Raw genomic sequence first — 24,114 nt, 5'->3', positions numbered from 1 at the left:
TCGCAGTGGTCGTGATCCTGGATCATGTCTTCGGTGCAGAGTTCTCCGCGCCGTCCTCGTGTTCTTCGACCGCGGCGCGAAGACCTCTTGAAAAATTCCGCAGCCGCGTTCTCGCTCCAGTGCGCGTGGGCGGGCTTGTCGGCCTGCGCTCAGGTGGCCCGTTGTGCGGGTCCGATAGGCGACGCAGTAGTTCGTCGCCCGGGGCACTTGTCGGTCGGCCGTGTGGATTAGTGGGTGAGTTCATCCGGGTAGCCGAGTCTTCGAAGGTGTTTGGTCAGGCGAGAGGACACCTCTGCCCGTCGGGTCTCCAGTTCGTTGAGGGAGGTGTTGTACCGGTTTCCCCACGCCACATACGTATCGACTAGGCGATTGCGCTCTCGAGCCACCAGTTTCGTTGCCCTTGCGACGAGGTCGGCATCGATCCTGTCGTAGAGATCCTCGTACTCTTTCGCGGCGGGGGAGTCGGAGCCGTTGTCGGGACTGCGTAGCTGGTTGAGGTCCTCCTCGTTCGTCACCCACCAGTCCGTGAACAGGCCGGACAATTGCTCGTTGTTCAGGATCGCCGAGGCCGACAACGCGTCGAGGAATGTCTCGGAGAAGTGCTTGCGTACTGTGGCGAGCGGTTCCCTGGTCAGGATTGCCTTGTCCTCACGAAATTCTTGGGTCCAGTGTTCAACTGTGGTCGTGAACTCGCTTTCGATGGGGGCGGCTCGCTTCGGGATAGTTGCCGCGATGGCCTCGTATCCTTCTGGTGGAAAGTCGAGATATCCCGGCTCGCGGGGCACGAACAGACTCATCGGTTCGATCCTGAACGCGGCGAACCTGTCTCGCGATGCTCCGACCTCCGAGACGGGGATGCCGCCGGTGAGGAGGGCGCCGATGTCCGGGCTCATGACGGGGGTCGGCGGTGGGTCGATGTAAGCGCTGACGTTGAGATTGAACTGCTTGCTTGTGATCTCGTCGATGGACACCAGCCGGGAGAAGTGGTCGATCTCTTCTTGCTTGTGGAACGTGGTGGCGATTCTTTCGATTTGACGAGGTGCCAAGTGGTTTTTCGAGCGTGCGACATCGAGCTCGTTCTCTGCGTTGATGAACAGCACATCCCGCGGGCTTGTTTTGGCGGAGTGCTCGCCGCGGAGGACCAAGAGGCTGGCGGGGATCGAGGTGTTGTGGAAGATGTTGCGTCCGAGGGTGACGACTGCAGCGATCCTGCCGTCGTCGAGCAGCCCCTGACGGATTTGTCCTTCGGTCCCGCCTCTGAACAACACCCCGTGCGGGACGGTGACGACGCCTACTCCGTCAGGGGCCAGTGAGGCCAGGACATGCTGGACGAACATCAGGTCCGCCAAGCGGCTCACTCCGTATCGTGTGTGCTGCGGAATTAGCTCGCGGGGCCCTTTCAAACTGAACGGCGGATCGGTTACGACCCGGTCGAAGCGTTGGAGGCTTCCCGAATCGTCGAGATAGCTCGGATCTCCGAGTGCGTCGCCTGCTCGTATGGTTGCGTTGGTTATGTTGTGTAGCAGCAGGTTGAGTCGTGCGACTGTACACGTCTGCTTGTTGATGTCCTGTCCGAATAGAGAAAGGGCATCGGTCTGGCCAGTGTGGTCTGCTACGTAGGCGTCGGCGGCGATTAGTAGACCGCCGGTTCCTGCGCACGGGTCGTAGACAGAGTGTCCGGGCTGGGGATTGGCCAGCTGAGCCATCAGCCGACTGACCGAGGGCGGTGTGCTGAATTCACTTCTCTTGTCCGTGAATCGGTAGAGCAACTGTTCGTAGGCCCTGCCGGCGTCCTCGTCGTCCTGCTCGGAGTCGGCGGTTACCTTGAGGATTGAGTCGAATGTGTCGATCAAGAACTTGGCCTGGGCATCGGTCAGTTTTGTGAGCGATGCCAGGTGCTGGAACTCCTTATCGAGGATTTCCGGGTTGCTCTGGCTCAACGCCGCTGCGGCTGCATGCAGGGCGTCGGCTGCTGAGGTTTCGGTGGATGCCGTCAAATTGTCCCATGTAGCGGGCTCGGGGATGGTGAGCTTCTCTGGGTGGTGGGATGCCCACTTCAGCAGGAGCACGACGGAGAGGACGCGTTGGTATTCCGTGGCGTCCAGGGGGCCTCGAAGAGTGTCAGCGGCCTTCCAAATATGTTGAGCGAGATCGACACTGCGCATGTCTACCCTTTCCTCAAAAGGTCATCGAGTAGTGCCTGCTTGAGGATGTCGAGGCGGTCCGCAGTCGCTCGATGGATGAGGGTGAGTTCATCGACATCGGCAACCACTGCAACCACCTGATCCTGGGTTTCCAACGGAGGAACTATCACCGGTAGGTCACCCAACAGCGCGGCATTGATGGACGGGACCGTCCCCTGCAGTGCCCGCTGGAGAATCTCCTCCCGCACAGCAGATGAGGAGAGATACGCGAACAAGTACTGGGGAAGAACCCGACGATCGTCGCTGCGTACCCGCGCGCACGAGGAGTTGTAGAGAGCCCCCACCAACTCCGGTCTGACCATCGCTAGTCTGCCGAGCGACCCTTGGCGGACCACAACGATGTCATCTTGTCGAAGGGTGAACCGGCCCAGCCTGCTCGCATCATCGTCTGGCAGCCGCCGTAGCGTCCGCGCGTCGACCTGGGATCCGCTGGTGATGTCCGACGGCGTCACCACGGGCACCCCGTCAGAGGCATCTCCGAGTCCGTCGAGCAACGAGCCGGATGGACCAGGCGTGATTTCAGCTAGTTCTCGTAGCGCGACGCGCTCATTTCCACCCACGACCTTCACCTGCCTTCCCTCGGTTCGCGGGACGGGAGCGCGGTGACCGGCACCGCGCCCCCGGTGCATCATGCGCGGTAAGCCCAAGCCCGAAGCATCGACTCGACCACCGCCGCCGCGGCAGCGCCAACTACCGCCGTGATAAATGCACCGATCGCCGCCTGGCCGTACCCGATCGTGGAACCGAGAACGACGACGAACACGATGATGACCACGCCACAGCAGGCGGTACGCCTGTCAGGGCGGGGCCAGTACCATGACCTGCTGAAGGGGACATTCTTCATGGGTTTCCTTCCGACTGCTCCGTGATGAACGAAGCGGTTGAAACCGCATCGCCCCGCGCTGACTGCAATCTCCTCGGGGCGATGCGGTGTCCTCTGTGGCGAGTTCACCTTACATCAACTCAAGTGCGAAGTCTCCTTCGCAATATGTAGTTAGTGTAGCTGCCCGCGGGGAGTGCACTGGGCCAGCCGGACGCAGTCCGGATGCCGAGAAGATCGCGATGGTGCTTGTTGAACTCGCACGGCAGCAGGTAGCCGACAGTCCGGGCGATGATGATCCAGCGGGTAGTGGTGGTAGGAGTCCACGGCCGGCGCCGGCCGACCAGCGGTCACCGGTCCGCCTTTTGCCTCTCGGCGAGGCATCCGGAACCGTCATCGGACAACCCTGACGACCGGCGGGCAACACCGGGAGGCTGGCATGTGGGGCCGGCCTCCCCCAAGCCAGCCGCTGCTGTGGGAGTTCATACTCGGGGCTCATACGCACATCATCCGGGCAAGTGCTGCGACCGGGGCCAGGTAGATGGCGGAGGTGCAGTCGCTCGGAGCGGATTACCGTGGCCGTCGTTGTGGTCTGAGCACAGGATGGTCGTATGAAGACTTCGAACAACGCCGCTCCGGGATGGGGTGAGCTTCGTGTGCGTGGTGTCCGTCGTGACCCACCCGATGCGGAAAAGATCGCGCGCGTACTTGTTGAACTTGCGCGACAGCAGACGGCCGATCGCCGAGGTGCTCATGGGGATCCTGCGGTGATCCGCGGCAGGAGTTCACCGTCCTCGCCGGTGTCCGGGGACCGGTTCTCGCCGCGGCGGGTACGCCGACTGGATCGGGATCAAGTCCGGATCTTGATTGAGAGGTATCTGGCTGGTGCGACGACGTACGAGTTGGGGGACAGGTTCGGTGTTGATCGTCGTACCGTGAGCGCGGTTCTGCATCGGCACGATGTTCCGATGCGGCGATGTGGCTTGTCTGGTGAACAAGTTGATGTGGCGATTGCTCTTTACAGCGGTGGTTGGTCCCTTGCTCGCGTCGCGCGTCACCTCGCCGTGGATCCGGGCACCGTGTTGAATCGTCTGCGCGAGCGTGGTGTCCGTACTCGCGACACACACGGGCGGGCTCGGTCCTGACATCAATCCATGACGATCGGCGGGGACCCGACTTGCGACGAGCAAGGCTTACGGTCGCGGTATTGAAAGAGTGCCTTCGGACTTAATCAACACCGAGCGGAAAACATACCTTGGGAGGCCAATTAGAACCAGAAAACAGGCGCTGACCAGGAGATATGTGGCATCCGGCCGAAGTTGGTCTCATGGCTGAAGGGCAGCATAACCGCTGATCAACGGCCTTATTCGTGTCAATTTGTGGACCTTGGGGGAGCTTACTATAACCCGAAACCGCAGGTAGAAGCCTTGGAATCCCTGCGTCGGAAGCTTCCTGGCCCCGCCACACCCGGTCCACCGCCTGCCGATCGCCACAAACCTGGTCGGGCCCGCCGATTGGGCACCGATCAGGTTCAGGACCTTATCGCGGGATATGAGGCTGGGGAGACGGTGTATCAGTTGGGTGCCCGGTTCGGTATCGAGCGGCGGACGGTCAGCGAGATTCTGCATCGGCACGACGTGCCGATGCGTCGTCGGGGATTGTCGCCAGAGCAGATCGATGAAGCGGTCCATTTGTACAAGCTGGGCTGGTCTCTTGTTCGGGTGGGTCGGCATTTGGGGGTCGCTCATACCACCGTTTTGGCCAAGATTCGTGAACGTGGAGTCCCCACGCGTGATGTCCATGGACGGCCGCGAGCATAAGCCGGAGCAGCACCTACACCGAGCCGTGGATGCTGTTGTCGCAGGTTGGTGCCCTCAGCAGGACACGCAAAACATGAGCAACCGTAAAACGCCTGGTCATCGTGGGGTGCTTACCCGATCTAGTGATCGATCGGCTCTCATGCTGTCTGTATGTCTGGTCCCATCCTTATCGAACTCTGGGGATGGAAAACCGGCCGCATCGCAGCGGCGATACTGGCCGGGAGGGTTCGGAGCTGCCGAACAAGAACTGCTCGACACTTGCTGAGCAGACCGGGGACACCGGCCCAGGTCGCATGCGATACCTGCTGTCGACAGCTGTAAAGGTGCCCACCGCTGTCCGACCGCAGCGAGACACTGGGATGTGATACCTGACTCAGCGCTACCGACCGGATCTTTGTCCTATTTGTCGGTGTGAGGGCACAGCTGCTGGGGTGTGGGGATTTCGGGCAGGTCTCGGGCCGGTTGAGCGGGGACGCCGCCGACTTGGGAACAAAGAGATGCTGCGACATCGCCGCTGAAACCGACATCCCACAAGCGCACTGTGCCGTCGCTGTCGCCGCTGCCGGTAGCGAGGTTGCGCCGGTCGGGACTGAACGCCACCGAGAGGACCGATGCGGTGTCCCCGGTGAGGAACTCGCCGATCGGGCGGCCGGTGCCAATGTCCCCCAGTTGCGCCGTGTGTTCGCCGCTGATCGCGAGGGTGCGCCCGTCCGGACTGAACACCACCGAGGGCGGCGCTTGGTCGCTGGTGAGGGACTCGCCGATCTGCTGGCGTGTGCGGGTATCCCACAGCCGCACTGTGCCGTCGGAGCCGCTAGTGGCAAGGGTGTGCCAGTCCGGGCTGAACACCACCAAATCCATCAGTTCGGCACGGCCGATATGGAGCTCGCCGATCTGCTGGCGTGTGCGGGTATCCCACAGCCGCACCGTGTCGTCACCCCTGCTGTGTGTGGCGAGGGTGTGCCCATCCGGGCTGAAGGCGACCGAGTTGACTATGTTGTCCCGAGAGGTGAGGGGGGCGCCGATCTGCTGGCGTGTGCGGGTGTCCAACAGCCACGCCCCGCCGATGTCACTGACGGTGGCGAGGGTGTGCCCATCCGGGCTGAAGGCGATCGAGTTGTCCCCGCCGTGTTCGCCGGTGAGGGGCTCGCCGATCTGCTGGCGTGTGCGGGTGTCCCACAACCGCACCGTGTCGTCGTAGCTCGCAGTGGCGAGGGTGTGCCCGTCTGGACTGAACACCACCGAGTTCACCCATTGGGTGTGGCCGGTGAGAGGGGCGCCGATCTGCTGGCGTGTGCGGGTGTCCCACAACTGCACTGGGCCTTTGGCGGTGCCGGTGGCGAGGGTGTGCCCGTCCGGGCTGAACGCCACCGAGAGCACCGCGCCGGTGTGGCCGGTGAGGGCCTCACCGATCGGGCGGCCAGTGCCGGTATCCCACAGCCGTACCGTGTTATCGTAGCTGCTGGTAGCGAGCGTGCTCCCGTCCCGGCTCAACACCACCGAGGACACGCTGGTGTGGCCGGTGAGGGGCTCACCGATCGGGCGGCCGGTGCAAGTGTCCCACAGCCGCACCATGCCGTCGCGGCTGCTGGTGACGAGGGTGTGCCCATCGGGGCCGAACGCCACGGAGTTGCGCCCGCCGCCTTCGCCGGTGGGGGGATCGCCGATCTGCTGGTGCGTACGGATGTCCCACAGCCGTGCGGTGCCGTCGCCGCCGCTCGCAGCCAGGATGCTTTCGTCCGGGCTGAACGCCACCGAGTTCGTCCCGCCGCCCTCGCCGGTGAAGGGTTCGCCGATCTGCCGCTGCGTGCGGGTATCCCACAGCTGTGCGGTGCCGTCGTTGCTGCTGGCAGCCAGGGTCTGCCCGTCCGGGCTGAACACCACCGAGCCCACAAAGTTGGTGTTGCTGACGAGGGGTTCACCGATCTGGCGGTGCGTGCGGGTATCCCACAGCCGTGTCGTGCCGTCAGCGCTGCCAGCGGTGGCGATGGTGCGTCCGTCTGGGCTGAACACCACCGAAAGCACCACATCGGTGTGGCCGATGAGGGGCTCGCCGATCTGCTGATGTGTGCGGGTGTCCCACAGCCGCACCATGCCATCGTGGCCACCGGTGGCCAGGCCACTGGTGGCCAGAATCTGTCCGTTCGGGCTGAACGCCGCCGACGACACTGCACCGCTGTCGCTGGCGAAGGGCTCACCGATCTGGCGGCCGGTGCTGATGTCCCACAACTGGACCATGTCGGAGCTGTAGGCAGCGAGGGTATGTCCATCCGGGCTGAACGCTACCGAGATCCCCCCGCCGGTGGGGGCGGGGAGTACGGCGCGCAGAGGGTTGCGGGCGGCCGCGAGCATGGCGTAGCGGGCTTCGGGAATGGGCTGGGTGCGCCAGGCCGCCAGGGCGGCGAGCCGGGACCAGACGGGGTCTGTGCTGGCGAATTGTTCGCTGCGGCTGGCGAGTTCACGCGCGATGGCGATGTCGCGTTGGTGATTCGACTCGCGACCGGCCCGGACGGCCACGACCGCGACCGCAGCCAAAGCGACAACGAGCACGAGCAAGATTGCGGTGACGGCGCGACGCTGAAGGGTGCGGCGGGTCTCGCCGCGAATCGCGGCCGTTAGAAACGCGGTGGAGACGGGGTCGGCCAGGATTGGGTCTTGGTCTGCGGGGATGCCGCGGTCGCGGATGGCGGCGAGTTGGCTGCCACGGTAGAGCAGGGCGCCGTCGGTACCGGAGTGCTGCCAGTGATGGCTGTCGGTGATGAAACGCTGGCTGCGGTGGAGCCAGTCGCGGTCGGTGTCGATCCACTCTCGCAGTCGTGGCCACTCGCGCAGCAGGGCCTCGTGCGCGAGCCGGACGGTGTCGCGGTCCATCGTGATCAGCCGGGCCTCGGTCAGTTGGTCCAGGACTTGTTCGGCGATGTCGGGGTCGGTCACGCCGCGGGTGAGGGCGGTACGGTCGACGGGTTGGATGGTGTCGGCGTCGCCGTCGGCGCTCACGCGCACGAGTCTGGGCAGCATCATCCGCAACGCTCCGCGGTCTGCGTCGCTTGCGGAGGTGTAGATGGTGTCGGCGGAGTGTTTGATCGCGTTGGCGATGCCGCCGGTGGCCCGGTAACCGGCAACCGTCAGTTCCCGGTCCTCGCGGCGGTTCCATGTGGACAACATCGCGTGCGACAGCAACGGCAGCGCTCCCGTCGCGGTGGTGGTGTCGGGTTCCAGATCGTTGAGGATGATCTCGGCCAGCCCGTCCGCGAGGGTCCAGCCATTGGCGTTGGCGGGTTTCTCGATCGCTTCCCGCAGTTCGGGCCGGGTCATGGGTTCGATCAGGATCTGCCGATCACGCAGGGCTGCAACGAGTTCGGGATATGTGGCGGCGTGGCCGTAGAAATCGGCACGCAACGCCGTCGCCACCAGCGCCTGCGGCCCGGCCGCGGTACGCGGCGCGGCAAGAGCGGTCAACGCGGCCAGGAACGTGGTGCGGGCGCTGAGGTCGGTGCACAGGGTGAACAGTTCCTCGAGCTGGTCCACGATCACCACCAGCGCGTCCCCGTCCCGGCCCGCGAGGATCGCCTCGGCATACTCACCGACCCGGCTGGGTTCGGTGTCGATCGAACCACGGGCGTCGGGAGCATCCAGCGCGGCCGCCAGCCGCTGTAGCGGGTCGGCGCCGGGGGTGAACCGGCGGACCGGCCAGCCCGCCGACCCGGTGATCCCGGGCAGACCGCGATCACGCAGCGCCGCAACGAGACCGGCATTGAGCAACGAAGTCTTCCCGGACCCGGACGCACCCACCAACACCTGCACCCCACCCTCGGCGCGCGCGCCCGCCAACGCCTCGAGCAGCCGCTCGAGCATCGGCCCGCGTCCGAAGAACATCCCCGCATCCTCGGGCCCGAACGCCGCCAAACCGGGATAGGGACAACGGCCCGGCACCGGGTCCCGCGCCACTTGCGGGCGCGGTGCGGAGGCGGGATTGGGAGCGATGATCACCTCTCCGGCGCGGTCACCTGCCTGACGGCGGGGTAGCGGGCCCTGTTGAGCGTGACGCAACCGGCGATAGATCCCGTCGAACACCGAATCCAGTGTCAACCAGGCAGGTTCGCGCGCGTCACCGTGCTCGAGCAACTCCAGTAGGGCGCCGGTGAAGGCGGTGTGGCGTTGTCCGGCAGGGGCCGAGGCGAGGTGTTCGGCCGACCCGATCAGGTAGCGTCCGTGTGCGCCGGTGGCGAACTCACGGATCGAGGCGGTGTCGGCATCGAGGGTGGCAGTGCCGGAGAAACAGCAATCCAGGATGACCACTACCGCCGCCGCCCGGCACCCCTGGACCGCTTGCGCCAACGCGGCGAACGACAACGCCTGGTGTGCGGCCAATCCGGGAATCAGCTCGCCGGTATCAGCCGCAGCCAGGAAGAGCTCCCCGCCTGGACCACGCAGACCATGACCGATGAAATAGACCACCAGTATCGACTGAGCTCGTGCGGCCTCCTCGGCGATCACCGCCGCCATCGTCCGCGCATCCGACGGATCCAGCACGCCGACAACATTTTCCGCTCGGGCCCCGCACCGGTCAACGAACGCCTCGCGCAGATCGTCGAACGTCTCCGGCACCGTCGGCAGGGAAGGCAGCGCCGATCCGGTGTGGGTGGCGGTAGCGAGGATGAGTATCCGGACGCCCTCGCCGGACAAGTCCGTCATTCGCTCAGCGGAGGCCGCTCCCGGCCGTCCGGATCGATGGTGTGCAGTAGAGTCTCGGTCAACTGTTGCAGGCCTTCGGCGTCCAATGCGCTCACCCCGCGTGCGTCCAGTTCCAGACTCCGGTTACCCGAGCCCTGCACGGTCACCCGCACTCTCGCGCGCCGACTGCGCACCCACGCGATGACCGCCGTCGCGGTCGCCGCGGTTACACCGCCGGGACCGATCACGATCTCCAATGCCTCCAGAACCGGACCCATCTCCTCGGGCCCCGGCGGGCTCGACCGCTGACGCACGCATCCGCGCAGCTCATCGGTATCCCCGAGATAGTCCCCTAGATCACGCAGTTCCTCGGAACTGTCGGCAGTGATGATCAATTCAACCCCCAAACATTGCGCAATCGCGGAGTACATTGCCGCGCATCAGTTTTCGACCACTCTACCGCTGCCGCACAGACGCAGCTGTACAACGCCGAACCCGGCACAACTCGACCCAGCCATGCCTGGTTCGCCACGGCCAGAGGCGGAGCCTCGGCTCCGTCTCCACCGAGACGGCCAGATCTACCTCCTGCTCGCCGAAAGGTCGCTGATGCTGAGATCCACGCTGCCCAGAGCCGGCAATCCGACCCTCCTCAGGGGGCGCCTCCTAGGACGTCGTCGACTGGACGTGAAAGTCGAGTTGTTTGCCAACCTCCGCGATATGCTGAATATGCGGACTACCGCGACTGGCTTGCCCTGGGGGAGAGATGGATTCACATTCAGGTCGTGACTGGCTGAGGCGCAATCTGTCCCGGACTGTCACGTTGTTCCTAGCAGTGTCGAGTGCGGTGGTGATCGTTCTCCTGTCGCCGCTACTACTTCTGCTTCTTCCGATGCATGCTCTTGACTGGCAACGGCTGCAAACCACCAGCCAGGCGTACGGGGTAACCTCAGCGATCGTGTCGGCGTTGGCTTTGTGTGGAGTCGCGGCATCGCTGCTGGTCCAAGCACAGCAGAGCAGGGCAAACCGGCTCGAGATGGTGCGCCGATACCAGCTGGACCTCACCAGGATGGCGTTGGAGGACCCAGAAACTTACATGCCATGTATTGGCACACTGGTTGAATCTCCTGCAACCGAGGCTCGCCAGCATTTGTACTGTGCATCGTGGTTGCGGTTCGGTCAGATGGGTTATGAAGTCGGTGCGATCACGGAGCGCGCGCTGCGAAACGACCTCCTGCACTATATGTTTCGGGGCGAGGTCGGCAGGGACTATTGGGCGCGAAAGAGCTCCTTGTGGGGGCCAAATATGGGGAGATTCAATCGTCGCGGCGACGCGTTCAAGCGGATCGTCGACGAAGAGTACGCGAGTGCTATTGCCGGTGGCCCACCAACGGTAGCGGGGTCGCCTGTAGGTGCTCGCCAGAAGCCGCGAGCGTCGGCGAACCAGAGTAATCCGAGTGTCGAAGGTGGTCGGATGAGCGCAGTATCCATTGGTTCAGCTTTAGCGGTTGGAATTGTGCTTGGTGTTGTGGCGAGGACCGGCAATTTCCGAACCATCACCCAACGAGCGTCCGTCCGGTAGTCAGAGAATTTCGCCCTCGCCTTGCACTTATTGAAGGTTGGGTCCCATTGTCCTTTGATCGGTTCGGATGCAGCGCTGGCTGTGGTGACATTCGCTGAGCTGGTCAGGTTTGATTCGTCGGTGTCCAACCGCGGTTGCCCATGGCGACCGGTGACAAGGGCTCACAGCTGTCGCCGCCCGCGCCCGCCGGGCGGGTCTCGCCGCGGCGGGTGCGTCGACTCGACCAGGATGAGGTTCAGGTCTTGGTCCAGGGTTACCTGGCGGGCTCGTGGTACGACCCGCAGCTCGATGCCGTCTTTGCCGTTGTCAAAGTACTGATCCACGACCAGCATCGACGGGTGCGACTGCCAAGCGGCGCGCTGTGGACATGCTCAAGCAGGTGCTGAGCATGTCGGAACGGTTCGCGTGCAAGGTGGTTGGGCTGTATCGGTCCACGTATCGGCGGTTGCCGGCCGCGCAGACCCTGGCGGATCCGGATGCCGGTCTGCGGGCCTGGCTGCGGTCCTATGCCACGAAACATCAAGGGCACGGGTTCCGGCGCGCCTGGGGGGCGCTGCGGTTCGACGAGGGCAGTGGCGTGAACCTGAAGAAGGTGCACCGGCTCTGGCGGGAGGAGGGCCTGCAGGTGCGCGAGCATCACCCGCGTAAGCGGGCCGGTGTCTCGTCGGTGTCGCCGGTCGAGGCGGATGCGCCGAAGGTGGTGTGGGCGTTGGACTTCCAGTTCGACTCCACCGTCGACGGCAAGGCGGTGAAGATCGCGCCGATGATCGACGAACACACCCGCGAGTCGCTGCTGCACCTGGTGGAACGCTCGATCACCGCCGAGCGGCTCGTCGCCGAGCTGGCGAAGGTGTTCACCGCACGCGGCGGGCCACCGCGAGTGCTGCGCATGGACAACGGCCCGGAGATGATTTCTCATGCGCTGCAACAGTTTTGCGGAGATCGGGTGGGAATCGTCTACATCCCGCCGGGAACACCGTGGAACAACGGCTACATCGAATCGTTCAACCGGCGGTTACGCGCCGAATGCCTCAACCGCAACCACTGGACGAGCCTGCTCGAGGCCCGGGTGGTGATCGGCGATTTCAAGGACGAACACAACCGACGGCATCGGCATTCGGCGCTGGGCTACCTGACCCCGGCCGAGTACGCTGCGGCCTGCACCCACACCCATCACCCAGTGGCGTGCAGCATCAACTGAAACTGGATCGAAAACAACCCGGACTCAACGACCGCGTGGTCCCGTCATCGGGGACCGGTCAGTCACGCGCGGCCCTGGTCGGCTGTCACACTGGACTTGCTGTAATTCCAAGGCGTCTTCCAGTGCTCGGGCGCTCGTTTGTCACGATGCCGAACGTCCCTGGGACTATTTGACTCGGGATCTCCCACAGCTGCACGTCGTCGTGGTGGTCGAAGGAGTCATCGTCGAAGCTACAGGCGGTGGCCAGCAGACGGCCGTCCGGGCTGAACGCTATCGGCGATACGTACTCGGTGTGGTAGGCGAGTGGGTCGCAGATTGTTCTCCCGGTGGTGGGATCCCACAATCGCGCTGTTCCGTCCGAGCTGCCGGTGGCCAGCAGACGGCCGTCCGGGCTGAACGCCACCGACGATACGTAATGGGTGTGGCAGGGGAGTGGGTCGCAGATTCTTCTGCCGGTGGTGGGATCCCACAATCGCGCCGTTCCATCCGAGCCACAGGAAGCCAGCAGACGACCGTCCGGACTGAACGCCACCTCTCCGTCGATGTCGCAGACCTTCTGTCCGGTGGTGATATCCCACAACCGCACCGTCTCCCACCCGTTGTCGGCAGCGAGCAGACGACCGTCCGGACTGAACGCCACCGACCACACTCCCCGCAGCGACCCCTCGTGGCCGGCGAGTGGGTCACGGACTGTTCTCCCGGTGGTGATATCCCATAACCGCACCGTTCCGTCCGAGCTGCCGGAAGCCAGCAGACGACCGTCCGGACTGAACGCGACGGAGTTCACCCAATTGGTGTGGCCGACGAGGAGGTCGTGGATCCTTCTACCGGCGACATCCCACAACCACACCGTCCCGCCACTGCTGCCGGTGGCCAGTAGGTGTCCGTCCGGACTGAAGGTCACCGACGACAGGGAGCCGGTGTGGCCGGGTAGGTCACAGACTGTTGTCCCGGTGGTCGGATCCCACAACCGGGCCGTGTCGGCACCGCGGCCAATGGTGGCCAGCAGCCGACCATCCGGACTGAATGCCATAGACCACACGATGCTGGTGCGGCTGGCGAATGCGTTGCAGATTGTTCTTCCGGTGGTGGGATCCCACACCCGCACCCGACCGTCCAGAGTGGCCAGCAGGCGACCGTCCGGACTGAACTCCACAGACCGTACGGCGCTTTCGTGGCCGGTGAGTTCATGTTTGCGGCTGACCGGAGCTGTATGTCCGAAGAACTCACGCATCAGCTCCCGTGTGTCGCTGCGTGTCAGGCCGAACGACTTACTCCGCGCTACTACCTTGTCGTTCATCGCTGTCCGCCATCGGCGGAGATAGGGAGCTGGATGTTATTTGGGGGCGTGCTGCCGGAGTGGTCGGGGTCCGTCAGCTCGGGGCCATCGTCGTCATCTGCGTCGGGGATGTGGTCGGCCAGTGTTTCGAGGTCGTGTTCTACCTCGCGAATTCTATCGATTTCCGCCGTTATTTCCGTCCGGAGTCGGTCACCCTCGCGCCGCATTTGGTCATACGCTGTGTCGAGTGCGTTCATCCCGATGGATGCGGCGGTGTGCTCCAACGTGATCAGGCGAGTGTCCAGCCGTTTCAGCGTGTCCTGATATTGCTGCAGCCGGGTCGTCAGCTGCGTGAGTGTGAGGAGTTCCCCGTCTTCGTCGCCACCGATGTTGTCTCGGTGCCGGATGGTGAACGCCTCCATCAGCGTGTAGTCCTCTGACCTCAATACAGCCAATCCGAACTCGAATTCGGATAGCTCGGCGTCAGAGGTGTCGGGGTGGACACCCGCCAGAACAATGCGTTTGAACGTCCGACGAATCCGGTCTTTCGTGGCCACGTCGAAGTCGTCCTTGTCGGGCTCGAGGCTGGCGGTCGGCGTATCGGCTACCGCGCCCGCAGACACGCCGATCGGGTCTGGGCCGTCGAGATCCGACGAGTCGAGTAGTGCGGCGACTTCTTTCTCGAGCCGGTCCCCTTCCAGTTCTCCGCCGCGCACCTTCAGCTGGATGGCGCTGTATCCGGCCTCGAGCTGCTCGCGCTGGGTTCTGCGTAGCACCAGATCGATTCTGCGGCGCAGGACCTGTTCCTCGAAGGCTTTCTCGAACTCCCACACACGCTCGACGAGGTCGAGGTATCGGAACAGCGCAGACACCACCGAGTACCGAGTATCCGCGATTTTTCTTACGAGTGCGGCTGCGCGATCCTGAACAGGATGTCCAAGCAGCGCGGCGTTGCCCGCGCATGATGCTCGGGCATGGCGGGCAGCTTCCTCGCGCCGGTCCAGCCACCGGCGCAGGGTCTTGTTCAGTTGGTCGGGCGGCATGTCGGGATGAGTGAAGCGCAGACAGACGGTGACCAGGTCCCTGGTGATCAATTCGGTCGGCACCGGATAGCTCAGCCCGATCGATCGGGTCAAAGTGCACTCGCGCATATGGGCTTGGTAGGCCAGCCTCTGTTGTGTTCCTGCGCCTGCGGCTTTGGCATGGTCGACCAGGTCTCGGAGCTGCTGCTTGAATTCGGCGGCCTTGTCGGTCATCGCTGCGTACCCGACGCAGGTCGAAGGACCAGCTCGGCGACCGCGCTTGTGGCCCACGCAGCGGCGACCAGCACCCCTGCCGCCATGCGAGGTGTCGCTCCGAGTCCGATCAGCACGATGGTGGAGAGGACGACGACAATGAGGATGATTACCCTGGCCGCCTGGTGCCGCGGATCCCAGGGGTAGGGGTAACGCAGAACATCGAGCATCGTCGATACCGGTCTTTCTCGTTGTGGGGGTGGGCCTTTGGCGTTTACCAGCGTTCCCCTCCGCCATCCCGCCGCGCCAGTCCTAAGCCGGTTTCAGAAATTTCATCCTTGATCCCCGAACCCATAGCCTGCAGTCGCCGCAGTTCAACCGGGTTTTCCGCAGTGCTGGCATTCAGCGGTGCCTGACTGGCGATGGTATCGGCTATGTCCACCAACATAACTCGGCCGGACTAGGTGACAGCTTGGATAGCGCATACCGCCCTGCTGCTTGGTGCGGCGTGTCGAGTGTCCGCACGCCCGCGTCGGAAGCGCCGACGATGGCGCGGTGAGCCGATTATTCGGTGAGATCCACAGCGCAGCAGAGTGTTTCGCGATCCGAGTGTTGGTGTAGGCGGAGTCGCGGGTTCGAGACTGAGTCGCAGGTTGGCGTGCTCGGCAGGGCACGCAAAACATGGGCAACCGTAAAACGCCTGGTAATCGTGGGTTTGTATCCGGTCTGGGGAGGTGCCGTCCGCCCGCGATGCGTTCCCGTTCCCATGTTTGCCGCGCCCAGGGGCACGGCGAACATGGGAATCGGGCTGACCCGCCGTTTTCTGTTGGACAGTTGGTGATGGAAGCCTGGCCCGGCCGCTCTCTAGAAAGGGCGTAACCGAATATGGTGCGTCGCCGCTCTGAGCGTTCCCGTGGGCGGCCAGTCGCAAGCATCCTCATACGTAGCGATCAACTTCTGCTCGAGTACCTCGAAGCGGTCGGCAACCACTTCGACATCCTCGGTGCTCCAGACCTGGGCGTCGAAAGTCTTACGGTAGCGGCTGCGAAAGACATGGAAGACGTCCTTCGAATCTAGCGTGTTGGTAGAACGAACGTCTCCAAACACCGGCTTGCCGTCGAAGCCCGATCTGTGGAAGGGGCGCCACACGCCATGAATGATTACGTTTCGGTCTTCCTTGAGCCTTTGCGCCTCCTTGAGTAGTTCGCGCAGGCGCTCGATGTTCGGGCCAAAACGAACAGCTTCCTCCCAGCCGTCTTCGGCGTAGCGATCCAGCATGGCGAGACCGTTGTCAATCAGCCATGTTGCATTCTGACCTTCAAATATGACCCACCCGGCACCGCTTTCATCGCTGACATCAGCCATGTCCAGTACGACATCGCGAAGTCGTTCCTCGAACCCAGCACTCCGTACCGCAACGCGGCCGATAGCGGTCAGCAGAGACTCTGGCGCGGCGAACCCTGAGAAGCTGGACATGTTCGGCATCTCGACAGTCTGCCCCGTGGGCTAACCCGAACGCACTCGCTTTTCACGACCGAGGGCATCGCGCTCATCTCGACAAACTGGTGGCCGCCTGCCCGGATATGACCGCCCTCGCTGACGCGATACGCGAGTTCGCGCAGCTGATCACCGAACGCCGCGGGTATCCAGATCTGTTAGGTGAGCCCTCTCGTGGCCGGGCACGTCGTGCTGACGATGCGACGTCGGCGGTGGGCTGGGTCCTGCGCGCATCCCTGCGGCCGGCCGCTGCCATTCCGTCAGCGCCCGCCTTTTGGGCGTGCATCTCACTACATCCAAACCCAGAGGTCTGTTTGGCTGGCGCTCGCATGCGTGGTCTCGGTTCCGCTCGCGCCATGCGAGAGGTATCACGACCGGTTTCGGGATAACAATGAGAAACTGAATATCTATTCAGGGCCGTTAAATATAGTCGTCGACAAGTTTCCGTGTCACCATGTCGCATTAAATAATACCTCTCAAGTGCTGCCGATCTCCTGCCGGAGCAACCGCTTGGTCACCGAGGGGCGTGCTAGCGCTCCGTGTGACCGCGACGTCATCGAGGCGTGCGAGCATGCGGAGCGAGCAACCGGAAGGGGTGAGGCGGTGCCGCAGAAAAAAAAGTTGCATTTCTCCAGCGTGTCGGTTTGAAGTGGCGATCTTTCGGTTTCCTGGAGATGATCTCTGATTCCGAGTGATGTGACCTTCGTTACACCCATGGATGAGAGTTTGATCTTGATGAGGCGGGTGCGTATGGAGACTCGAGGCTTCAACCTGCTAATTGAGGATTGTGCGCGGCCATCGGTCGGCAAATACCAGTGAGTCTCGTTGTCGTTATCGTCCCGTGATTCGGTCGGTCCCCCCGGCTAGAGTCGTTCCCGCGTTGTTGTAGAGGTTGACGACCCAAGTTCGAGACGTAGTAACCCGATGGTCGTGCCCCGCCCCCATGCCGGGGGGCGGGGCACGGGTCGTGACAGCTGCCGCAATGCGTCCAAATCGCGTACTAGACGGAGCTGTCGCTGTTGACGATATCGCTTGTCACCCTGCCCTATCAACGGAACGGGTGTGATTTCAGCTGCAAACACATCTGCTATCCGGCTCGCGCTCTCTTCCACGCTGTGAAGGGGCTGATGGCCGGTGAGTGAGGAGGAGAAGCCGAAAACGGCGCTCGGATGGCCGACCGTGGCGTGTGTGGTGACCGCGCTCGGGATCCCTGCGGTGGTCCTCGCAGTCTGTAGGAATTTCGCAGCGCGCCATCTGGCGCTCGCGATTGTGTTGGCGGCTGTGTACGGCCTTGTGCTCAGCGCGGGGCGTTTTGCCTGTCGTGTGGTCTCGGACGTCGCCGAGCGGTGGCGGCCCCGTCTGGTTGAGTACGTGGATGGTGCGTTGAAGGCTCGGTTGTCGCGCTCTGAGCATCGGTATCGGCAGTGGCTGCTGAACCACCTGAAGAAGGTCGATCTGCAGGGGTTGTCCACGTTCCCGCCCTCGGTGCCGGCCTTCGATCAGATCTATGTCGATGTCAGCCTCGTCAACCGCCCGCTGCATCTGGCGAGTGCTCATCCGCTCTCGGACCGGGTGCCGTCGACGAACACCGAGCGGTTGTCGATCTCGGTGCTGCTCAAGGCGTCCGAGCCTGTCGTGTTGGTGTTGCTGGGGGCACCGGGGAGCGGCAAGACAACCCTGCTCCATCAGGCTGCGCGCCAGGTGTGCCACCGCAAATTCGGACGCCGTAACCTACCAATTCTGCTGACACTGCGCGATCACGCCGCGGCTATCGTCGAGGACCCCTCGGTAGGTTTGGCCGCGCGTGCGGTGCCGACCGGCCTGGACCGGATGCCGACGCAGGCACGGTTCGAATCTAAACTGAAACGCGGCCGCTGCGTGATATTGCTCGACGGGCTGGACGAGATCGGCGACCCGACACACCGTGAAGCCGTGGCGAAGTGGGTCGATCAGTATATCGGTATCTACCACAAGAACCACTTCGTGCTGACCTCGCGCCGTCATGGCTACACCACCGCTGCGATCGCCGGGGCCGATGTCCTGCAAGTCCGTCAACTGACCACCGACCAGATCGCCCAGTTCGTCGACAGCTGGTACGCGGAAGTGGAATCCGATCGTTGCCGTGCCACGATGCAGGCGCGTCACCTGCGCGAGCAGATTACCTCGCATTCCGCGCTGGACGATATGTCGGTCAATCCGCTGCTCCTCACGATGATCGTCAATGTGCACCGTGAACGAGCTGTGTTGCCCCGCAGCCGCGTTGAGCTCTACAAGGAGATCTGCGAAGTCCTGATCTGGCGTCGCCGCAGGGTCAAGGGAATCCCCTCGACAGTCACCGATACCGACAAGCAGGCAGTCCTGCAGACCCTGGCGTTGAACATGATGATCGACCGAGTTCGTGAGCTGCGCACGGCCGACGCCGTCGCGTTTGTGCGACCTGGTGTGGCCAAGCTCGACGGGGGCATCGATCCCGCGTTGCTGCTGACCGAGTTGGTCAACGACGGCATTCTCGTCGAGCCCGAGTCAGGAGCTATAGGGTTCTGCCACAAGACCTTCCAGGAATATCTGGCGTCGGTCGAGATCCACTCCCGGAACCGGATCGACCTGCTGGTGGAGAACATCGAGGACGACTGGTGGCGCGAGACCACCATCCTCTATACCGCCCAGCACGACGCCGACATCATCATTCACGCTTGCCTGGCCTCCCAGACTCCCGCCGCCCTCGAGCTGGCCTTCGACTGCACCGAGCAGGGCACCCGGATGGCGCCGCCCCTGCGTGAGCAGATGAACGATCTGCTCGGCGAAGTCAGCCGCGTGGGAGCGAACCCCGAGCGTCGACGCCTGCTCACCCGGGTCGTGCTGCGCCGGTATCTGCGTCACACCGCGGAGATCGACGCCGAGCGCCGCTGCACTCATCCGGTACCGGCGGCCTTGTACCGGCTGTTCATGGCGGAGGAAGAAGAACACGGCCGTTACCGCATACCCGATGGTCCCATGCCCGACCAGGGCTCCGCACCCGTCGTCGGCATCCGGTACGAAGACGCCGCGGCATTCGTTGCGTGGGTCAATCGCCACGAACCACAAAGCAGCTACCGATTGCCGTACGACAGCGAAGCAACCGACTTGGCGTCCCGTGGACTGCTGGGTGACCCGGCGTACTCGGTATGGCTGGCCGATGAGGATGCCCCCGCTCGGTACGGTCCGCACGCGATAGCCCACATCCGATGGACACCAGATGGCATCGATCACCCCTACAGTATGGCGCTGGATACCATTGCCCGATACCTCAGCCGCGACATCTACCTCGCCTCCGTGCTCCTTTTCGCCCCCGAGGCCCCGGACTCCGAACTGCTACGCGTCCGCCGATCTGTCGCAGGCCACTACCAGGCGATGTACTACCAGAGCGTGCTCGCACGGTACAGCTCGTTGTATACCCCGAAGTTTCTGAACCCACTCAACCCGGACTTCGCGCGGTCACTGACACATGCAGTCGTCTGCGAACTCGCTCGTTCCTTGACCGAACTGGGTGATTCGATCGGCCGACAACGGCGACGGCCACTGGCCGTAGCGATGCGAGACCTCGACGACGAGATGGGTATTCGCATCGAACCCGACCTCAGCGCGGACCGTGTCGAACTTCACGGCACCGCCAGAGTCGCCACTCGGATCCTCGCCACCACCCCGGCGCCGAGCCGGTCGTTGCGTGTTCTTCTCGCGCAGGCCGCCAGACATCAACGGTGGCAATCGGATTCGCAAGTCCCCGCACCGGTGTTGTCGATTCTGCGCCGATTCCGATTTCGTGAAGCCCCGCTGCACACGCGGATGGTGACAGTGCTGACCGGAACCGCCACCGGCATCGAAATGGACCTCATGCGCGCGGGGACATTTCGGCAAGCACACGAGCCGTGGATGCGTGATCTGGGCCTCGAACTGAACCTCCTCGTCACGGCGGCAATCAACCGCAACCTGGCCCTCGTGCCGGCAACCGCCATGTTGCTGCGGCTGACCGCGGTGTACCTCGCCGTTGAGGCCGATAATTGGCGAGGCAACCAAGACGTCCGTACTGCCTGCCAGAGAATCGTGAATGCGGTCACTGTGCTGGATCGCCGACTCAACGGACCCACACCGCCCAACGAGGTCATCGTGTTGACGCGAGAATAACTACGGCCCAACAAGATTCACCAAACCCCTGAGTTGCAACGGCCAGTGGATCCGGGATCCGCTGGCCCGCTTCGGTTCTCGGCACCGGGATCTCGTGCGGCGGTCAAGCATGCGGTGCTGGTGAGGGAGGCGGTGTGGGGGCAGCGTCGATCGCGGTGTCCACGACGGCCGGATTGCCGGATTCGACCAGTTCCCGTTCATTTGCACTTACATTTGCAAGCACATTCGATGTTTTGAGTGTCAGACTTGTCTTGTGAACATTGATCACGGCGGTAGATACCAGGATCTGGCTGACATCAGCGCCAGAACGCCTCTGGGCGAAGTGCCCACGGTTCTACGACGGATGCTGGGCTTGCGGCTTCAGCAACTGCGCAAGGAGCGCAGGCTGACCCAACAGGAAGTCGGACAAGGAATCTGGGCGTCAGGCTCGAAGGTCAGCCGTATCGAGTCCGGCATGGTCGGGCTTGGTCGTCGTGATGTTGTTCGGCTCTTGAACTTCTACGGCATCACCGACGCCGACGAGCACGACAGGTATCTGTCGCTGGTGCAACTCGGCGACCAGCCCGGCTGGTGGCATCAGGACAGGGATGCATTGCCCAAGGGCTTCGAGCTCCTCAATTTGGAGTCGGCGGCCCGAACCATTCGTTGTTACGAACCTGCCGTAGTCCCTGAACTGCTCCAAACCGACGAATACGCCAGAGCCGTACTGCGATTGCGCTATCCCTATCTGCCGGGCGACGAGATCGATCGACTCCTTGCTGTGCGGCTTCAGCGTCAGCAGGTTCTCGATCGTGCTGACCCGCCGTATCTGTGGATCTTGGTCGAGGAGAGCGCATTGCGTCGGCCGATCGGCGGTGATGCGGTGTGGCGCAATCAACTTGACCATCTCGAAGACGTGATTCAGGCACCCAATGTCAGCCTGCAGATCGTGGGGGACAACGCCTGCGGGTCTGTGCGGGCGGTCTGCGGCTTCCTGTACCTGCGATTCATCGACACGCAGCTCCCGGACGTCGTGTGCGTGGCACAACCGAACAGCATGCTGTACCTGGAGGAGCGGCGCGATATCGAGTGCTACCTGCGAATTGCCGACTTGATCGCCGTCGAGGCGGCCCGGCCCGGTAATACCGCAGCCTGGCTCGAGTCCTTGAAGTCCGAAGCGAATCGGATGCCGAGTTGATGGGCTCGGGCGATGTGGTCGCCATTTCCACTGTGGCCGCAGCGATCTCGTCCGCTCTCACCCGCGTGGTGATCTACACAACCGCGTTGCGTGGAGCTGCACCCGAGCAACGACCCGCGATCATCCGTGCACTCGCCGCTCCTCGTCGCTCACCTCGGCCAGGCAAGTACAACCAGCCTGCTGGTAATCAGCGGGCTGAACGCGGTTGTGCCGCACCGCTGTCGCCCCGTAATGAGGCCTGTCCGCTGTCGTGAGTCAGTGTCTGACCAGTACTGCCGATCGTCTGGCGACGGGGGATTGTGCGGCGGGGAGAGTGAATGAAAACAGCTCACGCACAAGCCCTTCGTCGTCAAAACGAACGGATGTCGCAGGTTCGTGCCCTCGGCGGGCGTGTCGAACATGGGAACGGGGACGACCTGCGGTTTTCGGGTGGGCAGCTGATTATCGAAGCGGATTACCAGCTGTAGTGGCGGTGGTACCTCGTGTACTGCCGAGGATCGGCCGGTACAACCGATACCACTGACGCGCCTGTCATCGACGGCATTGGCAACTTTCCGTTCGTTCTGCCGGGCTTCCTGTTGGAGGAGTGATCCTGGCGGTGTTCCATAGGTAGTCGCCGTGATGGTCGAGCCGGAGCCTGTCCGGGGCGTCACGGACTGATGCCCACGGCGACAAATGATTTCGTGAGGACATCGGTAACTCCACGTACTCACGTCGAGCTAGCTCGAGATTGGTTTCGTTGTCCGAATCGGTGGTTCTCTACCCCGAAGAGGGCTGGGTCGCGACGTCGTTGCCTATCGCTCTTCCCGGCCTGGGCCGACGGTCCCGATGTGCGTCTTCGCTTCGTGTCGTACCTCGGTGGGATGATCGCGCTCGGGGTGGTGAGCTCTAGGGCCGCTCGGACATAGTCAGTTTGCTCCGTGATGAGGGGCTGCGGCAGATCTAGGCGACAGGAACGGATATGCAGAGAACAGGCTCACCGCAGTTGGCGTTCAACTTCGTCCCAGTGAAGTTCTCAGCAGACCATTTCGATGGAGGGCTAGTTCAGTACGAGTCAGGTGATCAGCTCAAGAGTCTGCGTGCGGAACTGGAAGGCACTCATGTGGTTTCCAAGACCAGGGGCGGGATCGCGTGTGTCCCCCTGGTCGCCGATGTCGATGTGCGTGGCACACCGACCACCTTCGCCATTCGCGAATACCGGCGATTGACGATGCGCCTGGTGCAGGAGACGATGCTGAGATCTGTTCTGGATTGGGGCTACAAGTTACGCAGGTGCCGTCCGACGACTTTCGTGTCGCGGCTGCCAGGCAAGGATCTGCTCGCACAGGCGGTGGGTGGTCGAGGTCCCGATACTCTTGGGAGCTTGCATGTGTTCCCGCAGTGGGTTCTGGATTGCAGGGCTGAGGGTCCGTCGAACCGTCCAGGTATCGTCATCGGACTGAAGACTCGGTACGAGATCGATATGACGGTCGCAGAGTTGATCGAAGCCGGGATCTCGGTCGAGGGCTTGTACGTTCTTGCCGAAAGCAGCGCCGGTGAGTCGTCGTCATGGATGGACCCGTACGCCTCCCGCCGGAATGCCGGAGCCATAGACCATATCGACGGCACCGATCTGGTACTCCGTGACGCGCTCGAGATCGGTCGCGTTCCCGCGTCTGAGGCGTGGCTGGAGGGGCGCCGGGAGACCTTCACTGCGGTCATGGCGTCGCTGGCGGGAGCGGATGCCCCCAGGATCGCAAAGGAACTGGAACAGACAACATTTGACCTGCTCGGTGCATTCGGCCGGTACGAGAAAACCGTCCACATTGCGGGACGCCTCGCGCGGCCTGAGCGGTTGAGCATCGCACACGGCCTGTCGGTGACACTCGAGCCGCCGGTCGGGTCTAGCAAGGACGGTGCGCGCACGGTCAATTGGAGCCGTTATGATTCGCCGGTTTTCCAGTTCGACCAATCTGGGGACAAGACAGCCAGATCCGCAGATCGTGGCCTCGATGAGTACGGGCCCTTCGACGTCGAGTTCTTTGCCAAGAAGAACCCCAGAATCGCGATCATCACTCCGCGGGCCCATAAGGGCATCGTGGAGAACTTCGTGAACAAGTTCCTCCACGGAGTCCAAGGTGGACGTGTGTACAGCCAGGGCTTCGTCCGCAAGTACCGTCTGGGCGATTGCGACACGTCGATGTATCCGTTCGACGGAGCCGCCACGGATGCAGATGCCTATCGAGAAGCGTGCCGTTCCGCGCTGCGCGCGGGCGCTGTCGATCTCGCTCTGGTGATTACCAGCGAGGCGCAGGTGCATCAGAGCGGTGACCAGAGCCCATACCTTGTTGCCAAGTCGACCTTCATGGGACAAGGCGTTCCGGTACAGGAAGTGAAGATCGAGACGGCTCGACTGAGCCATCTCGCATACCCTCTCAACAGCATCGCTCTAGCCTGCTATGCCAAACTCGGTGGTATCCCTTTCGTG

The 24,114-nt window shown here is 63.1% G+C and carries 15 protein-coding genes; 5 read left to right on the top strand and 10 right to left on the bottom strand.

What is annotated here, in order from left to right; translation table 11 throughout:
- Nucleotides 1-227 precede the first annotated feature (227 nt).
- From NM2_RS36435 to NM2_RS36410, 5 genes are all read right to left on the bottom strand, one after another.
- Nucleotides 228-2,165: an N-6 DNA methylase gene (locus NM2_RS36435; RefSeq protein ID WP_067678907.1), complete on the bottom strand. Its 1,938-nt coding sequence runs from the start codon at nt 2,163-2,165 to the stop codon at nt 228-230.
- 2 nt (nt 2,166-2,167) lie between these two features.
- Nucleotides 2,168-2,773 (bottom strand): restriction endonuclease subunit S, encoded by a 606-nt coding sequence (locus NM2_RS36430; RefSeq protein ID WP_169816304.1) that lies wholly within the window; start codon nt 2,771-2,773, stop codon nt 2,168-2,170.
- A 59-nt stretch (nt 2,774-2,832) separates the two neighbouring features.
- Complete coding sequence (locus tag NM2_RS51070; protein ID WP_157121570.1) at nt 2,833-2,979, bottom strand: hypothetical protein; 147 nt, start codon at nt 2,977-2,979, stop codon at nt 2,833-2,835.
- A gap of 2,264 nt (nt 2,980-5,243) precedes the next feature.
- A complete protein-coding gene (locus NM2_RS36415) occupies nt 5,244-9,539 on the bottom strand; it encodes a caspase, EACC1-associated type (RefSeq protein ID WP_067678895.1) in 4,296 nt (1,431 codons plus the stop codon).
- The gene (locus tag NM2_RS36410) at nt 9,536-9,913 is read right to left on the bottom strand and encodes an effector-associated constant component EACC1 (RefSeq protein WP_157121568.1); all 378 of its coding nucleotides are present in this window, start codon (nt 9,911-9,913) and stop codon (nt 9,536-9,538) included. Before NM2_RS36410 ends, NM2_RS36415 begins: the two co-directional genes overlap by 4 nt.
- Nucleotides 9,914-10,281: 368 nt before the next feature.
- Between NM2_RS36410 and NM2_RS53135 the strand changes: the two genes are divergently transcribed.
- On the top strand, nt 10,282-11,097 hold the full coding sequence (locus tag NM2_RS53135) for a DUF6082 family protein (protein ID WP_369690352.1): 816 nt from the start codon (nt 10,282-10,284) through the stop codon (nt 11,095-11,097).
- A gap of 161 nt (nt 11,098-11,258) precedes the next feature.
- Here NM2_RS53135 and NM2_RS49660 read toward each other — a convergent pair whose 3' ends face one another.
- Nucleotides 11,259-11,420: a hypothetical protein gene (locus tag NM2_RS49660; RefSeq protein WP_157121564.1), complete on the bottom strand. Its 162-nt coding sequence runs from the start codon at nt 11,418-11,420 to the stop codon at nt 11,259-11,261.
- On the opposite strand from NM2_RS49660, the gene NM2_RS36405 reads away from it, so the two are divergent.
- Nucleotides 11,366-12,298, top strand: coding sequence for an IS3 family transposase (locus NM2_RS36405; RefSeq protein WP_439956961.1), 933 nt, complete (start codon nt 11,366-11,368; stop codon nt 12,296-12,298). The two genes, NM2_RS49660 and NM2_RS36405, sit on opposite strands and share 55 nt — an antisense overlap.
- A gap of 85 nt (nt 12,299-12,383) precedes the next feature.
- Here the strand turns inward: NM2_RS36405 and NM2_RS36400 are convergent, their stop codons facing one another.
- The 4 genes from NM2_RS36400 to NM2_RS36385 all read right to left on the bottom strand — a co-directional run bounded on the left by NM2_RS36400 (nt 12,384) and on the right by NM2_RS36385 (nt 16,297).
- On the bottom strand, nt 12,384-13,598 hold the full coding sequence (locus NM2_RS36400; RefSeq protein WP_084531935.1) for a WD40 repeat domain-containing protein: 1,215 nt from the start codon (nt 13,596-13,598) through the stop codon (nt 12,384-12,386).
- Complete coding sequence (locus NM2_RS36395) at nt 13,595-14,833, bottom strand: hypothetical protein (RefSeq protein WP_067678889.1); 1,239 nt, start codon at nt 14,831-14,833, stop codon at nt 13,595-13,597. The genes NM2_RS36400 and NM2_RS36395 overlap by 4 nt, the downstream gene beginning before the upstream one ends.
- Entirely contained in the window at nt 14,830-15,042 is a 213-nt protein-coding gene (locus tag NM2_RS36390; protein ID WP_067678886.1) for a hypothetical protein, read from the bottom strand. Before NM2_RS36390 ends, NM2_RS36395 begins: the two co-directional genes overlap by 4 nt.
- A 634-nt stretch (nt 15,043-15,676) precedes the next feature.
- The gene (locus NM2_RS36385; RefSeq protein ID WP_067678884.1) at nt 15,677-16,297 is read right to left on the bottom strand and encodes a hypothetical protein; all 621 of its coding nucleotides are present in this window, start codon (nt 16,295-16,297) and stop codon (nt 15,677-15,679) included.
- 1,383 nt (nt 16,298-17,680) lie between these two features.
- Here NM2_RS36385 and NM2_RS36380 point away from each other — a divergent pair.
- The 3 genes from NM2_RS36380 to NM2_RS36370 all read left to right on the top strand — a co-directional run.
- Complete coding sequence (locus NM2_RS36380) at nt 17,681-20,470, top strand: NACHT domain-containing protein (RefSeq protein ID WP_169816302.1); 2,790 nt, start codon at nt 17,681-17,683, stop codon at nt 20,468-20,470.
- 253 nt (nt 20,471-20,723) lie between these two features.
- Nucleotides 20,724-21,647 (top strand): helix-turn-helix domain-containing protein, encoded by a 924-nt coding sequence (locus NM2_RS36375; RefSeq protein ID WP_084531933.1) that lies wholly within the window; start codon nt 20,724-20,726, stop codon nt 21,645-21,647.
- 961 nt (nt 21,648-22,608) lie between these two features.
- A partial coding sequence (locus tag NM2_RS36370; protein ID WP_157121562.1) for an argonaute/piwi family protein occupies nt 22,609-24,114 on the top strand: 1,506 nt, incomplete at its 3' end.

It is taken from the genome of Nocardia miyunensis NBRC 108239, from assembly GCF_001613065.1.
GTDB lineage: Bacteria > Actinomycetota > Actinomycetes > Mycobacteriales > Mycobacteriaceae > Nocardia > Nocardia miyunensis.
This window is presented reverse-complemented; position numbering and strand designations above follow the sequence as displayed.